The sequence below is a fragment of the Sphingobacterium lactis genome (assembly GCF_011046555.1).
In the GTDB taxonomy this organism is placed as follows: domain Bacteria; phylum Bacteroidota; class Bacteroidia; order Sphingobacteriales; family Sphingobacteriaceae; genus Sphingobacterium; species Sphingobacterium lactis.
Genome location: NZ_CP049246.1, coordinates 884,481 through 899,115 on the forward strand (window position 1 = coordinate 884,481; position 14,635 = coordinate 899,115).

Sequence of the window (14,635 nt, forward strand, 5' to 3'; positions counted from 1 at the left end):
AGATTAATTAGAGTAAAAATAGATATGACTAAAGCAGAAATTATTGCAGAAATCTCTAACAAGACTGGTTTAGAGAAGGTTGACGTTCAAGAAACCGTTGAAGCATTTTTTAAAGTTGTTAAGAACGCTATGATCAGCGGCGAGAATGTTTACGTAAGAGGTTTTGGAAGTTTTGTGGTGAAGAAGAGAGCGGAGAAAACAGCACGTAACATTTCAAAAAATACAGCTATCATTATTCCTGAGCACTACGTGCCTAGCTTTAAACCTGCAAAAGTTTTTGTAGAGAAAGTAAAGAACGGAAATAAGAAATAATTCATTTTATGAAAAACACCAAGCAAATTCAGATCATCGTTATTGTAGCCGTAGTCCTGGTAATGGGCTTCCTATTCTTACGACCTGTAAAAGGCTTGGTAACCAAAGTGGATGAAACTGCAGAAGCCTCTGGCACAGAAGCTTCTGCACCACAATTCACTTTAGCCACCGTATCCGAGGCGGGCAAACGCGGATTGAACCCAGCGATTGCACAAGAGATTACCGATTTAGAGAAAAAAGTAGAAGAAGCAGAGGGCGAAGAGAAGCTCAACCTGTATCAGCAACTGGCTGATAAGTGGAATGATGTGGAAAAAAACGTTCCTCAGGCTTATGTTTACGAAGAAATGTCTAAATTGGCACCCAAGAATCTGACGTATTTCCTGAAAGCTGGAGATCACTTCCGTAAAGGATACACCAATCTACAGGACAGTACGTTGGCTGTTGCCCTCAATAAAAAAGCGATTGACGTTTTCCAGAAGGCCGTAGACCTTGATGGCGCTAACTTAGCGGCCAAGACAGGTTTAGGTGCTGCAATGGTGACGGGTACCAACAATCCAATGGCCGGTATTGCGATCCTCCGTGAGGTGGTGCAAGCCGATCCAAAGAACTTGGAAGCCAACAAGACATTGGGTTTATTCTCCTTGCAGTCCAGGCAGTTTGATCGCGCAATCGATCGTTTCAAGACTGTCATTGAGCAGAAACCGGATGCTGAGTCGTATTTCTACTTAGCAACGGGCTATGAAAATATAGGGATGAAGAACGAAGCTATCGCTGCTTTCCAGAAAGCAAAGGAATTGGCTGCCGATCCGAGTCTCTCCCAGTTCATCGATCGTAAGGTTGAAGAACTAAGTAAGTAATTAACACATTTTAGAATCATTTAAAAACATTAAAGCTATGCCAAGCGGAAAAAAAAGAAAAAGACACAAAATGGCTACTCACAAACGTAAAAAACGTTTAAGAAAAAATAGACACAAGAAAAAATAGTTAGTTCGCTAACGCTTTTTAAAGTGGAAACAATCTATGATCGCTTACCGCATCATAGATTGTTTTTTTTCAAGAAACGGTTTTATGTTTAACCGGACACCAAAAGTTATGGAGCGAGTCCATAGCTGTCCTTAATTGAGTAGCTGTTGGTAAAGGAATTAATTATCGATTCAGTCCCCGAAAAGGGGGTGACTATTGCTTTACTACAGGACAAACAACTTGTTGAGTTAAATCGGGAACAAGCAGGCAACCATTATGCCGTAGGCGATATCTACCTCGGAAGAGTCAAGAAAATCATGCCCGGGCTGAATGCCGCTTTCGTGGATGTAGGCTATGAAAAAGATGCCTTCCTCCATTACCTCGATCTCGGACCACAAGTGCAATCCTTGAGCAAATTAACAAGGGTAGTAAAGAATGGCAGTTATCAAGAAAAACTGCTCAATAGTTTGAAACTTGAAAAGGACATTGACAAGGCTGGAAAAATATCCGATGTTTTAAGCCGAAACATGCTACTACCCGTGCAGATAGCCAAAGAGCCTATCTCCACAAAAGGCCCGCGCCTAAGTTCTGACTTATCCATTGCGGGCAGGTTTGTAGTATTGGTACCATTTTCAAGTTCGGTATCTATTTCCAAGAAAATTAAAGGCAGCGCTGAACGGAACAGACTCAAGAAAATTGTGGAAAGTATTAAACCCGCAAATTTCGGCGTTATCATCCGTACAGTATCCGAAGGAAAGGGAGTCGATGAACTCCAAAAAGACCTGCTGGACCTTATTTCAAAATGGGAATTGTTTACCAAACGCCTTAAAACAGCTGAACCTCCCCAAAAAGTGCTCGGAGAAATGGATAGAGCTTCTACCATTCTGCGGGACATCCTCACCGATGAATTTACACATATCTACGTAAATGATAATGAGATTTTTGAGGAAGTAAAATCGTACATCCAAGAGATATCTCCGGATCTGGAGAAGATCGTGAAGTTCTACAAAGGAAAAGAACCCATATTCGATCATTTTGGAGTCGAAAAGCAAATTAAGGCATCCTTTGGCAAGACTGTGAACCTGCAGGGGGGAGCATACCTGGTCATCGAACATACTGAAGCACTTCACGTAATCGATGTCAACAGCGGGAACAGGATCGCCAACAAAGAAAATCAAGAGGATAACGCACTCCTTGTCAACAAGGAAGCTGCAAAAGAAATTGCCCGACAGCTTCGGCTGCGGGATATGGGCGGAATCGTCGTGATCGATTTTATCGATATGCATAAAGCCCCTAATCGGAAGGAATTATACGGATTCTTAAAGGAATGTATGGCCAGCGACAGAGCCAGACATACCATATTGCCCCCTAGTAAATTTGGATTAGTACAGATCACTAGACAACGGGTACGACCAGAAATGAGCATCGTGACGAATGAAAAATGTCCCGCATGCGACGGAACTGGCGAAATAAGATCCAGCATCGTATTATTGGATGATATTGAGAATAATTTGAGTTTTATTCTACAGGAACAAAATGAAGTCGGTGTAACCCTATGTGTGCACCCGTACATCGCTGCTTATATCAAAGCAGGATTTATTTCCAGAAGAATGAAATGGTTCTTTAAATATGGCAAATGGATTAAAGTCAAGGAAATGAGCTCCTACTACCTGACCGAATTCCATTTCTTTAACGCCAAGGAAGAAGAAATCAAATTGTAATAAAACAGAAAAGGCAACCCCAACAGGTTGCCTTTTTTGTTTCTTATCGCTATACTGTTTCGTTGATTTCTGTCCATCAATCTTCCGTAAACCCCTTGGCTAACCAATGGATGGTGATGCCATCCTTTTCCATCTTCCGGAAATAGGTCATCTGCCGCTTGGCAAACCGATGGATCTCGGTGGTCAGTTTGGCCAGGAATTCCGCTTCCGATAGTTTACCCAAAAGAAAATAGGAGGCATATTTATACTCCAGCCCGAACCATTGCAATTGTTCATGGGATATCCCCATTTCCAGTAAATCCTTCACTTCCTCAATAAAACCCGCTTGGAGCCTTTCGCTCAATCGGGTATCTATTCGTTTTCGTCTCGTTTCCAGATCGGGGTCCAAGCCTACGATGAGGTAGTCCTTCACCAGGGGCGCTGGTACTTCCGGCATGGGATTGTGTTGCAGGTATTCCACGATCTCCAACGCCCGGATCAACCGTTTATGGCTGTTGGTATCGATGTGGAAATCTGGGGGAACGGAATGTTGTCCAATTGCTTCCAGCAATTCCTCTCGCGTCCAGGCTTCATGTGCCTGATGGAATGCGCCATCTTTGGGGATGTGGCTATAGGGTTGTTCCTGAAGAATCGATTGGATATAGGAACCGGTTCCTCCGCAGAGGATGGCTTGCTTCCCGCGTGTATGGATCGTTGTATAGGCCTGAGCAAAATCTGCCTTGAAATCTTTTACGGTATAGGTTTCTTCTGGATTCCGGATATCGATCAGGTGGTAGGGAATATCATCATATTCGTGGAGGTCCTTACCCGTGCCGATATCAAGCCCGCGATAGACCTGCCGGGAATCAACCGATATAATCTCCCCGTCCAGGGCTTTGGCGAGGCGTACGGCAAGCTTGGTCTTTCCGGATGCCGTAGGGCCCAGGATGACCAAAAGAAAATCAGGCGAAAGATGTTCTTTCGCCTGATCAATACTATTCAGCAGATCTTTAAATCGCTTTAGATGACGAATTTCGTCCATTTTTCCGTGCTTGTATTGCTTTTTACGACGGTGTCGATAAAGGCCATGCCACGTACACCGTCTTCTACATTTGGAAAATCCAATTGTTCCGGTGTCGGCGTTTTGCCTTCCATCTTTGCCGATACGGTCAGGGCAAAGTTCCGGTAAATATTGGCAAAGGATTCCAATAGACCTTCCGGGTGTCCGGCAGGAATTCGGGTGTTGTGCGTTGCGAAAGAGCTTAGGGTATAAGGTGCTGCATAAGCATTTCCGGTGCGGTAGTATTGGCGAGGCTGATCCAACATTTTAACGATCAGGTTGTTCGGGTCCTCATTCGCCCATTCCACACCACCTTTTTCACCATACACGCGAATGCGAACGGCATTCTCTTCTCCGGCACAGATCTGTGAAGCAGAAAGTACGCCTTTCGCTCCATCTGTAAAACGTAACAATACGGATCCATCATCATCCAGCTGGCGACCTTCCACGAAAGTGGTCAAGTCAGCACATACCTCTTCAATGCGTAATCCAGTCACGTATTCCGCCAAGTGTGCCGCATGCGTTCCGATATCGCCCATGGCCAATGATTTTCCCGATTTCTTCGGATCTGTACGCCATGCTGCGCCGGAATTCCCCTCACGCTCCGTCAAACGGCTCAACCATCCCTGTGGATATTCAACGATGATTTTGCGGATCTTCCCAAAATGACCTTCCTTAACCATTGCTTTAGCCTGTTTCACCATCGGGTAGCCCGAGTAAGTGTGCGTCAGGCATAGCGTACGACCGGTACGGTCCACAATGGCTTTCAATTCTTGAGCTTCTTCCAAGGTTACCGTCATCGGCTTCTCCACAACAACGTCAAATCCATTCTCCAAGGCCAGCTTGGCAGGTTCGAAATGTAGGAAGTTTGGCGTCACGATCGTGACAAAGTCCATGCGTTCGCCTTCGGGAAGTGTAGCTTCCTTGGCGATCATTTCCTGATACGTTTCATAAATGCGCTCTTCAGGCACAAAAAGATCGCGACCGGAAGCCAACGATACCTCTCTATTTACACTGAAAGATCCACATACCAATTCTATTTTACCATCCATAAAGGCGGCGATTCGGTGCACAGCGCCAATAAAGGCATCATTGCCGCCACCGACCATGCCCATCCGTAGTTTGCGTTTCATAAGGATTAAATTTCGATTGATTAAAGTTTAAATATAATGATTTTACCCTGCTTCTAAAGAGTAAGTCGCAATTTTGTGCTGCCAAACTGCGCAAGCAGGTACCCCTCGGGATGTGCTAGGCGTATGCTGGCCAGTTGGTTAGGGTCTGTCAAGGGGATCTGCCGATCCGCAGTCAACCACACTAGGCCACCTTCCAGAATCCCAACTTCCTGAAAGCCGATACGCTTCAGCGAAGAGTCCTGGGACCAGGCCCGATCGACATAGGTCATGATGTCCTGTGGGTGGAAATCCGCCGCAAAACCGTGGATAAGCTTGGAAAGTCCACCAATGACAAGTATGTCGGATTTATGGCAGAATCGGATCAGCTCAAACGATCGGTAGTCCGGTCCAAGGTCGCGCATGTTGCGACCGGCACTGAATATGGCAATGGATACCAGTTCCCCATTGTGGAAGAGGCCATATCGGTATTTTCCCGGAAGGGCAACCTGCAGGTGATGTTCCTGCTGAAATTCCATGGCCTGTCGCTTATCGATCCGTGCCAAAACCGTCTGCCGCGCATACAGGCGCTGCGCATGGCCAGCGAGGACCTTCAAGCGTCTGCCTATTTTCGGGAAATCCCTATCCAGTTGTTCCGAAAAAAGGAAAATGGAATTCCGACGGTCGGTGACACCCGTGGCCTCCCAAGGTGCTGTTGCATCCAGATAGAGGTCGAATGGCAAATCGGGCAACCGGAAAACGGCAGCTTGCTCACGCCGTTCTAGCGTGAACCGACACTGCAGTTCGGATTCGATAAATTCCACCATCCGGGAGATCCCCTCGTCTTTCATGCCCTAAAATTACGGCAATTCAGCTGAATTACCCCGCAATCCCAAATTATTAATACCTTTGTAGCGAAAATAGAAACAAATGAAATTACCTATAGTAGCATATGGCGACCCGGTTTTGCGCCAAAAGACCGAGGAGATCGATGAGGATTACGCTGGATTGAAAGAGTTGATCGACAATATGTTCGAGACCATGTACGCCGCAAACGGCGTAGGTCTGGCGGCACCACAGATCGGATTGCCGATACGCCTGTTCGTCATTGACGCAAGTCCTTTTGGGGAGGACGATGAGGACGGACCGGGCGATCCAAGCGCAAAAGATTTTAAACGGGTATTCATCAACCCGATCCTTGTTGAGGAAAGTGGTGATAAATGGGCGTTTTCCGAAGGATGCCTGAGCATTCCGCACATCAATGAAGAAGTGATGCGCCAAGAGAATGTAATCATCAATTATTTGGATGAGAACTTTGAGGAGCAGGAAGAGGAGTTGACAGGATTGGCCGCACGTGTGGTGCAGCATGAATACGACCATATTGAAGGCAAGCTCTTTATCGACAAATTGGGGCCCTTGAAAAAGGCCATGCTAAAGGGGAAACTGGATAATATTTCCAAAGGGCAGGTTCGGGTGGCTTACAAGATGAGTTTCCCACAGCTCAAGAAGAAAAGATAAGCATATCGATAACCAAAGCCACATGAAAATGTGGCTTTTTTTATTTTAATTTCTATTTTAGGGTACATAAATTGAACCATGCGTAAATTCGTTGCCTCCCTATGGTGCTGTCTATTCTTCCTGTCTTCCATGGCGCAGCAAAAAGCCGTTGAAGAAATTGTTGACCGTTTTGTGGATACCCTGGCAGCTCATTCCTATATGCAGCAGAACATGGATTTTGAACAATTGCGCAAGGAAACAAAATTGAAAGTTCAAGATATGACGGCGACGGATTCGCTGCTTCCGGTGCTTCGTCAGGTTGTCAAAGGTCTAAAGGACCATCATTCGAATGTGTTCCAGACGGATGAAAAGGAGGATGAGCTTGCCTTGTTGAAATTGATTGCGACCACGACCTACGAACAGGCCGGAATGCCACCGCGAAACTTTCAGCACCGCATGATTGAAGGGAAGTACGCCTATATCAATGTGCCGGGTGTTGCGTTAGAGCACAAGCGGACAATCGATACGCTGCAAAAACAGATTGCCCATCTCGATAGCCAAAACCCCAAAGCCTGGATCATTGACCTGACCGAAAACGATGGCGGTAGTTATCACCCCATGATTTATCCCTTCCATTATTTGATCGATACCGTGCAGACATTTTCATTTGCTAACGGCAAAAAGGATGTACATGGGAATGATGTCCTGGAGAATCCTTTTAAGGTACCATCGAATGGCTTGTATATCGATAATAGCTTAGAAGCCCGAACCATAGGAATTGATTCTGTACAGGCCAAGCCGATACAGCACCACGATATCCCGATCATCGTGCTGATCTCCAATATTACGGGAAGTTCAGGCGAAATTACTGCAGTTCATTTCAAAGGGCAGAAAAATGTGACATTGGTGGGGAACAAAACCTCTGGATTAACCTCTAGCAATTCCGTATTTGCCATAGGAGGAGGATACTACCTGAATCTAATGACCGAATTACTACATGACCGCACCGGAAAGACATACGCCATCGGTGAAGGTGTTGATCCCGATATTCCTGTGGACATCAAGATGCCGGCCGATCTGAAGAACTTTCAACAGCGCCTTGCCTATGTAAAAGCCAATAAGGACGTCTTTCTACAAAAAGCGATTATGGTTCTGGAAAGTTTAGAGTAAATATAGACTGTATTAAGTGTTATCCTTTGTTTCCACTTCCTCTACACTGGGAAGGCTGAAATTATAACGTACGGCAAGAAAGCGGATGCCGAACACAACCACTACACTGATAAATGCGTTCAGATCCGGACTGATTTTGGTCAGGCTGAGCAGAACATAGGTGATTGCCCCTGCAAGACAGGCCGAGGCATAGATTTCCTTGCGAAGGATCAAAGGTGTAACGTTCATCAGGACGTCACGGATCACCCCGCCCATACAAGCTGAGAACATCCCCAACATCACGGCAGAAATAGCGCTGCTTTCATAGGCCAGTGATTTTTCGACCCCTACAACGGTAAAGAACCCGATACCGATGGCGTCAAACAGGAACAGCGTCCGCGCGAAATTATCCAGTCTTTTATTGAATAGGATGGAGATGGTCACCCCGATCAGAATGGCAATTAGGTAATTGCCGTCCTCTACCCATACCGGACGGATGTTCAGGAACACATCCCGAAGCGATCCCCCGCCAATGGCTGTCACAAATCCCATGAACGTAGCCCCGAAAACATCGATACCGTATCGATTGGCAGCCATCGCACCGGAAATGGCGAAAACCATTGTACCCAATAAATCAATGTAATAGATTAACTCCATTTGGATATATTTTTCTCTTGCAAGTATAGGGATTAGATATGAGAATCCTGAAAAACTATTTCCGATTATGCTATAATTTCAATCTGTATGAAAAAAGGCCTCCTGGCGGAGACCTTAACTAAAAAACTAAACAACGAAACAAATATGTTTAACAAAGATTTTATTGTGCTTTGGATTTTTTATGCATCAAATCCTGCACCTCCTGATGGTATTTTTCGTTTATCTTCTTGAACTCCGGATCATCATGCATATCTGACCATTTCTTAACTTTTTCCTTCCATTCCGGACTTTCGAAATAAGCGGTTACCTTCTTGGTTTCTTCCGTTATCTTGGCCATTTTTTCTTTCCATTCCGGAGAGTCAAAATGTTCCTGGATCTTAGCGGTTTCCTTTTCGATGCTAGCCATTTGCTTTTTCCATTCGTCGGATTCGAAATATGCGGAAACATCCTTGCCTGATTTTTCCATCGCCTCGACCTTGGCTTTCCACTCCGCAGAAGTGAATTGTTCTTGTACTTTAGCGGCATTCTTTTCGATTTCGGCAATCTTAGCCTTCCATTCTGGAGATTGGTAATACGCCTGGATTTTTTCGGCCTCGGCCTGCACATTCTTGATGGTCGCCTTTACCTCAGCAGGTAATACGGTCGTGTCTTGGTTGGCAAGTGGTGCAGGTGCTGCCGGAATAGCCAATTGTTGATTCTTCGGTGCAGCAGGATGCTGAAGTGGTTTTGGTGCCACGGTCATGCTCTCGGTACTGGTTACCGTGCTGATAACCTGGCTGTTTTCCAGGGTAGTGCTTTTTTGGTCATAGGTGTCAGTGCCTGGGATAATAAAGCTCAGGCCGACCAATGCGGCGCCGCTCAATAGCAATGCGGCAAGCTGCGGTTTTACGTTTTTGTAATTCGTTTCCATTTTGGTAATTCTTTTTATTCTGTTCAATAGGTGATTTCTTTTTCCGGTTGCTGCCATGGCCAACTTCGGACGCATCGCCATGCGCAATTCTTCCAATTCCATCAGAGCCTGAGCGTAAGTGATCGGTTTCGTGATATGCTGTAGCACCAGATCATCGCAGGCATGCTCACGTTCCCGCTCGATTACTTTGGAGAGCGCCCAGACGAACGGATTGAAGAACATCAAAGTCTCAATGCATACCTTGATGAGGTTGATCAGGTAATCCCGACGTTTCACGTGGGCAAGTTCATGCAGCAGGATGGCTTCCACCTGGTTGATGTCCATTTTATTGGCATAGGCAATCGGAAAGAGGACAAATGGCTTCAGATGACCCAAAGTCAGGGGCACATCGATCTTCGTGGACAGGAACAATTGTACCCCTTCGGGGATGTTGAGTTTCTGCCGTGCAGTCCTGAACAGTTCAGACCATTCCAGCGAAATGCCTTCCAATCCTTTAAACCTGATCTGCCGCATTTTCAGGATACTCTGAATGAGCAATCCTATCTGGAAGAACATACCAATGACGTAGATCAGGACGATATAAGGTATAAAGCGTTCGATCTGCAGTGGGTTCTGTTCCAATTGGATCAGCTGGTTTGCCGCTATTCCATTTTCAAATCCGTGGAAGGTGGGCTCCTGAATCAGTCGCTCGAAGAAATAGCAGAAGGTTGCCATGAAGCTGACCATGATGCCGACCTGCATGGCGAAAGCCAGGTTGTGCTTGGTTGCTGCGGATCGATTCTTCAGGGCAACATTCATCAGGCAATATATAATATACCAAATGGCGGCCTGCCAAATCGAGTGGATAATGCCCCAGCCTAGGGCAGTACCTATATGTATAGCAGTTGTTTCCATGGCTATTCGTTTTCTAGGGTTTTCAGAAAAGCTTTGATCTCATCCAATTCCGCCTTGCTGGCCCGCTCATTGCCCAGGGCCTGCATCACCAGTCGCGAAGTCGAACCATTATACACGGCATCGATCATTTTATCGAGCATCTTCTCCTGGATTTCCTCCTTGACCAATTTTGCACGATATATATGTGTCCTGGCGGAGGTATCACGATCCACCATTCCTTTATCGTGCATGATCTGCATCAACTTCAGAATGGTCGTATAGCCGACATCCTTTTTGTCCAGTGTTTCGAATACTTCCCGAACACTGCTGTCTCCGCGGTCCCATAGGACCTGTAAGATTTCCAATTCGCTATCCGTTGGTTTCATAATGTTGAAATTAGTATCTACGAATGATTTCGTATTCAAATATACGAAGCTTTTCGTATAATGCAAATGTTTTTGAAAATAGATTTGAGATGTGAGTATTGAGATATGAGATAGGAAGGGTGGCTGGGTGCTGGCTCACTTCTTTTGCAGTGGGCTGCGTGGTGGCGGTGCTAAAATAGTTCAACCCCTCTGGGGTTGCATGGCGGATAGATATCCAGCCAACCGTCGGTTGCCCCGTTTCCGACCCGATCCCTCCGACGGAATCGCTGGCGCACTTGTGCCCTAAACACCGGCCCAGCCGAGAAGACCCGCACATGTCCCTGTGATTTCAACTGATTGGCGCCACGTAACCCCGGAGGGGTGCAACTATTTTAGCGCTGGTGATTAGGTTAAGATTGCCCGACCGCCCCGTTTTTTGGTTTGCTTCAGCAAACCAAAAAACGGGGCGGTCGGGCTTTGGGGATGTGTAGGCGCACTGCTAAAATAGCTCAACCCCTCTGGGGTTGCGTGACGGATGGAGGTCCATCGCCCCGAAATCCCCCAGACATCCCTTTTCCCGCCTTTTCCGTCGGTTGCGGTAATCGCACCGACCAAAAACCCGATATAAACGCTTAACCTGCATTCTGCTTTTCGGCCGAAAATCTCGTCCTGCGCACGAGGAACGGCGATTCTGCCCTAAATTCTCCTTTTTTTACCCGCATTACCTGCCTGGACCTTGTCCGAGGTGAGAGCGTGGTGAGAGCGTACCGAGAGCGTGGTGAGAGCGAGTCCATGGGACGCTCTCACCTCGGTAGCACCACGGACGCATGTCGGATGCACCTCGGACAAGGTCCAGGGAAGCTGCAATCGGGATCCTGCACCGGTATGGGATTTGGAAAATGGCAACAGGGGCCGTGCCCGTTTTGCGGAATGGACAATGCGAGAGCGTGGTGGGGTTGCGGATCTTTTTATGAAGAGGGGGTTTTGCCATGGATCTGGCAACCGGGGATGGTGGCCGCGGAAATGGCAGCCGCCGGAATGAATATAGGGAATATATTTCTGATGGGGAGGATATTAAGCGCTTAATATAATATGGGAGGGGAGACGCTGACTGGGTTTCTCCGACGGGACCGCTGGCGCACGTCTTTTGTTGTGGGCGGCGGGTTGGCGGACTTGTGCCCCGGGTAATCTCTAAGGGCAAAATATAAACAATCCCTCCACCCCTGGGCACAAGAGATCCACCGCACTTGCCCTCCGCACAACTCTTGCGCCAGCCTCCGCACTGCCCGTTCCCCGGATAGCACGTTGGCAAACCCCGGAGGGGTGCAACTATTTTAGTACAGGCGATTAGGATATAATTGACCCACCGCCCCGTTTTTTTGTTTGCTTCAGCAAACAAAAAAACGGGGCGGTGGGTCTTTGTCGTTGTGTAGGCGCGCAGCTAAAATAGTTCAACCCCTCTGGGGTTGCATGGCGGTTAGGCCATCCCCCCGGGCACAAGAGATCCACCGCACTTGCCCTCCGCACAACTCTTGCGCCAGCATCCGCACTGCCTCCGCACTGCCCGACAACCGTCCCCGGACCGCCCCCTTTACCCCCGCAACCCCCTTTCCGCCGCGCTTCCCCGAAAATTATCCACCATTGGCATAGGCAGTTACGCTCTATCCCCAAAAATTCTTTCCGGCACCCCTTGGAGATATGGATTGTTTTGTCCTATCTTTGCACCACTCCGCAAGGGAGGGACGCCGGAAACGGCACTGACATCAGGGTAATTGGAACGGATCGGAAGGTCGCCCCTGGGCACCGGAAGATGACCGGAAAAAAGCCCCCGAAAATTATTTCAAAATAAATTTGGGGGAATCGAAAAAACCTCTTACCTTTGCAGTCCCAACTACGGGGAACGGCACAGGGCGCGACGCCCGGAGCCGCAAAACAATGACAGATCAGGACCCTTTTTTGGGTCACGATATAACAGGCCGAGGCGCGATGCGGAGGCCGCAGAAGTTCTTTAAATGATCATGTAGCGCAGCGATTAGTCGGAAGACGAAAGCTGAAGATTTATTAAGTTAAGTCAATTCAGAAAATCTCGGGAGCGGGAGAACAACATTAATACAGACGATTCTATTTTTATAAATAGTCTCGATCGAAACTTCATTTTACAATGGAGAGTTTGATCCTGGCTCAGGATGAACGCTAGCGGCAGGCCTAATACATGCAAGTCGGACGGGATCCAGGGGGTAGCTTGCTACCTTCTGGTGAGAGTGGCGCACGGGTGCGTAACGCGTGAGCAACCTACCCATATCAGGGGGATAGCCCGGAGAAATCCGGATTAACACCGCATGACACAGCAACCCCGCATGGGGACACTGTTAAATATTCATAGGATATGGATGGGCTCGCGTGACATTAGCTAGTTGGTGGGGTAACGGCCCACCAAGGCGACGATGTCTAGGGGCTCTGAGAGGAGAATCCCCCACACTGGTACTGAGACACGGACCAGACTCCTACGGGAGGCAGCAGTAAGGAATATTGGTCAATGGGGGCAACCCTGAACCAGCCATGCCGCGTGCAGGATGACTGCCCTATGGGTTGTAAACTGCTTTTGTCGGGGAATAAACCCCACTACGTGTAGTGGGCTGAATGTACCCGAAGAATAAGGATCGGCTAACTCCGTGCCAGCAGCCGCGGTAATACGGAGGATCCGAGCGTTATCCGGATTTATTGGGTTTAAAGGGTGCGTAGGCGGCACTTTAAGTCAGGGGTGAAAGACGGCAGCTCAACTGTCGCAGTGCCCTTGATACTGAAGTGCTTGAATGCGGTTGAAGACGGCGGAATGAGACAAGTAGCGGTGAAATGCATAGATATGTCTCAGAACACCGATTGCGAAGGCAGCTGTCTAAGCCGTTATTGACGCTGATGCACGAAAGCGTGGGGATCGAACAGGATTAGATACCCTGGTAGTCCACGCCCTAAACGATGATGACTCGATGTTTGCGATATACAGTAAGCGTCCAAGCGAAAGCGTTAAGTCATCCACCTGGGGAGTACGCCCGCAAGGGTGAAACTCAAAGGAATTGACGGGGGCCCGCACAAGCGGAGGAGCATGTGGTTTAATTCGATGATACGCGAGGAACCTTACCCGGGCTTGAAAGTTACTGAAGCATCCAGAGACGGATGCGTCCTTCGGGACAGGAAACTAGGTGCTGCATGGCTGTCGTCAGCTCGTGCCGTGAGGTGTTGGGTTAAGTCCCGCAACGAGCGCAACCCCTATGTTTAGTTGCCAGCATTTAAGGTGGGGACTCTAAACAGACTGCCTGCGCAAGCAGAGAGGAAGGCGGGGACGACGTCAAGTCATCATGGCCCTTACGTCCGGGGCTACACACGTGCTACAATGGATGGTACAGCGGGCAGCTACACAGCAATGTGATGCCAATCTCGAAAAGCCATTCACAGTTCGGATCGGGGTCTGCAACTCGACCCCGTGAAGTTGGATTCGCTAGTAATCGCGTATCAGCAATGACGCGGTGAATACGTTCCCGGGCCTTGTACACACCGCCCGTCAAGCCATGAAAGCTGGGGGTGCCTAAAGCATGTAACCGCAAGGAGCGTGTTAGGGCAAAACCGGTAATTGGGGCTAAGTCGTAACAAGGTAGCCGTACCGGAAGGTGCGGCTGGAATACCTCCTTTCTAGAGCCCGCCCCGAGAGGTCGCTGCGCGACATCATGATCATATATTGAATAAAAAGAAGACATTCAGAAGAAAGTGCCCGCCCCGCAAGTGGGAGGTACCGAGAGATGAGAGAGATAAGCTAGTCCCGTAGCTCAGTTGGTTAGAGCACTACACTGATAATGTAGGGGTCAGCAGTTCAAATCTGCTCGGGACTACGACGCGAAGGGGAATTAGCTCAGCTGGCTAGAGCACCTGCCTTGCACGCAGGGGGTCAACGGTTCGAATCCGTTATTCTCCACGAATCCTGAACGATCCGGAGATAGTATGTGGACCACGGTCTCACATCTCATATCTCAGGTCTGATATCTGGA

11 protein-coding genes, 2 tRNA genes and 1 rRNA gene are annotated in these 14,635 nt (G+C 47.9%); 8 read left to right on the top strand and 6 right to left on the bottom strand.

The window, feature by feature from the left end; translation table 11 throughout:
* The first annotated feature begins 24 nt into the window (after positions 1-24).
* From G6N79_RS03915 to G6N79_RS03925, 3 genes are all read left to right on the top strand, one after another.
* Positions 25-312, top strand: a complete 288-nt coding sequence (locus tag G6N79_RS03915; protein WP_103906674.1) for an HU family DNA-binding protein — start codon at positions 25-27, stop codon at positions 310-312.
* Positions 313-320: 8 nt separating this feature from the next.
* Entirely contained in the window at positions 321-1,169 is an 849-nt protein-coding gene (locus G6N79_RS03920; RefSeq protein ID WP_103906675.1) for a tetratricopeptide repeat protein, read from the top strand.
* Positions 1,170-1,442: 273 nt separating this feature from the next.
* Positions 1,443-2,996: an Rne/Rng family ribonuclease gene (locus tag G6N79_RS03925; protein ID WP_103906676.1), complete on the top strand. Its 1,554-nt coding sequence runs from the start codon at positions 1,443-1,445 to the stop codon at positions 2,994-2,996.
* Positions 2,997-3,072: 76 nt separating this feature from the next.
* On the opposite strand, the gene miaA is transcribed toward G6N79_RS03925, so the two are convergent.
* Genes miaA through G6N79_RS03940 form a run of 3 tightly spaced genes read right to left on the bottom strand, consistent with a single transcriptional unit; the run spans position 3,073 to position 5,995 of the window.
* Complete coding sequence (gene miaA / locus G6N79_RS03930; RefSeq protein WP_103906677.1) at positions 3,073-4,017, bottom strand: tRNA (adenosine(37)-N6)-dimethylallyltransferase MiaA; 945 nt, start codon at positions 4,015-4,017, stop codon at positions 3,073-3,075.
* Positions 3,996-5,168, bottom strand: coding sequence for a Gfo/Idh/MocA family protein (locus G6N79_RS03935; protein WP_103906678.1), 1,173 nt, complete (start codon positions 5,166-5,168; stop codon positions 3,996-3,998). The genes miaA and G6N79_RS03935 overlap by 22 nt, the downstream gene beginning before the upstream one ends.
* 53 nt (positions 5,169-5,221) lie before the next feature.
* Entirely contained in the window at positions 5,222-5,995 is a 774-nt protein-coding gene (locus tag G6N79_RS03940; protein WP_103906679.1) for a hypothetical protein, read from the bottom strand.
* Between the two features lie 79 nt (positions 5,996-6,074).
* Between G6N79_RS03940 and def the strand changes: the two genes are divergently transcribed.
* Complete coding sequence (gene def / locus G6N79_RS03945) at positions 6,075-6,662, top strand: peptide deformylase (RefSeq protein ID WP_103906680.1); 588 nt, start codon at positions 6,075-6,077, stop codon at positions 6,660-6,662.
* Positions 6,663-6,740: 78 nt separating this feature from the next.
* Positions 6,741-7,811 carry a S41 family peptidase gene (locus tag G6N79_RS03950; protein ID WP_103906681.1) on the top strand — a complete coding sequence of 357 codons (1,071 nt, stop codon included), beginning with the start codon at positions 6,741-6,743 and terminating at the stop codon, positions 7,809-7,811.
* 12 nt (positions 7,812-7,823) lie between these two features.
* Here G6N79_RS03950 and G6N79_RS03955 read toward each other — a convergent pair whose 3' ends face one another.
* From G6N79_RS03955 to G6N79_RS03965, 3 genes are all read right to left on the bottom strand, one after another.
* Complete coding sequence (locus tag G6N79_RS03955) at positions 7,824-8,447, bottom strand: trimeric intracellular cation channel family protein (protein ID WP_103906682.1); 624 nt, start codon at positions 8,445-8,447, stop codon at positions 7,824-7,826.
* Positions 8,448-8,607: 160 nt separating this feature from the next.
* Positions 8,608-10,251 (bottom strand): M56 family metallopeptidase, encoded by a 1,644-nt coding sequence (locus tag G6N79_RS03960; RefSeq protein WP_103906683.1) that lies wholly within the window; start codon positions 10,249-10,251, stop codon positions 8,608-8,610.
* Between the two features lie 2 nt (positions 10,252-10,253).
* On the bottom strand, positions 10,254-10,616 hold the full coding sequence (locus G6N79_RS03965) for a BlaI/MecI/CopY family transcriptional regulator (protein WP_103906698.1): 363 nt from the start codon (positions 10,614-10,616) through the stop codon (positions 10,254-10,256).
* Between the two features lie 2,137 nt (positions 10,617-12,753).
* On the opposite strand from G6N79_RS03965, the gene G6N79_RS03970 reads away from it, so the two are divergent.
* From G6N79_RS03970 to G6N79_RS03980, 3 genes are all read left to right on the top strand, one after another.
* Positions 12,754-14,282, top strand: a 16S ribosomal RNA gene (locus tag G6N79_RS03970).
* Positions 14,283-14,405: 123 nt separating this feature from the next.
* Positions 14,406-14,479: transfer RNA gene (locus G6N79_RS03975), tRNA-Ile, on the top strand.
* Positions 14,480-14,488: 9 nt separating this feature from the next.
* Positions 14,489-14,562, top strand: a tRNA-Ala gene (locus G6N79_RS03980).
* The last annotated feature ends 73 nt before the right edge of the window (positions 14,563-14,635 follow it).

Coding starts and splice junctions, on each gene's coding strand:
- G6N79_RS03915 (WP_103906674.1), top strand. CDS start 25: ATGACTAAAGCAGAAATTATTGCAGAAATCTCTAACAAGACTGGTTTA.
- G6N79_RS03920 (WP_103906675.1), top strand. CDS start 321: ATGAAAAACACCAAGCAAATTCAGATCATCGTTATTGTAGCCGTAGTC.
- miaA (WP_103906677.1), bottom strand. CDS start 4,017: ATGGACGAAATTCGTCATCTAAAGCGATTTAAAGATCTGCTGAATAGT.
- G6N79_RS03935 (WP_103906678.1), bottom strand. CDS start 5,168: ATGAAACGCAAACTACGGATGGGCATGGTCGGTGGCGGCAATGATGCC.
- G6N79_RS03940 (WP_103906679.1), bottom strand. CDS start 5,995: ATGAAAGACGAGGGGATCTCCCGGATGGTGGAATTTATCGAATCCGAA.
- def (WP_103906680.1), top strand. CDS start 6,075: ATGAAATTACCTATAGTAGCATATGGCGACCCGGTTTTGCGCCAAAAG.
- G6N79_RS03950 (WP_103906681.1), top strand. CDS start 6,741: ATGCGTAAATTCGTTGCCTCCCTATGGTGCTGTCTATTCTTCCTGTCT.
- G6N79_RS03955 (WP_103906682.1), bottom strand. CDS start 8,447: ATGGAGTTAATCTATTACATTGATTTATTGGGTACAATGGTTTTCGCC.
- G6N79_RS03960 (WP_103906683.1), bottom strand. CDS start 10,251: ATGGAAACAACTGCTATACATATAGGTACTGCCCTAGGCTGGGGCATT.
- G6N79_RS03965 (WP_103906698.1), bottom strand. CDS start 10,616: ATGAAACCAACGGATAGCGAATTGGAAATCTTACAGGTCCTATGGGAC.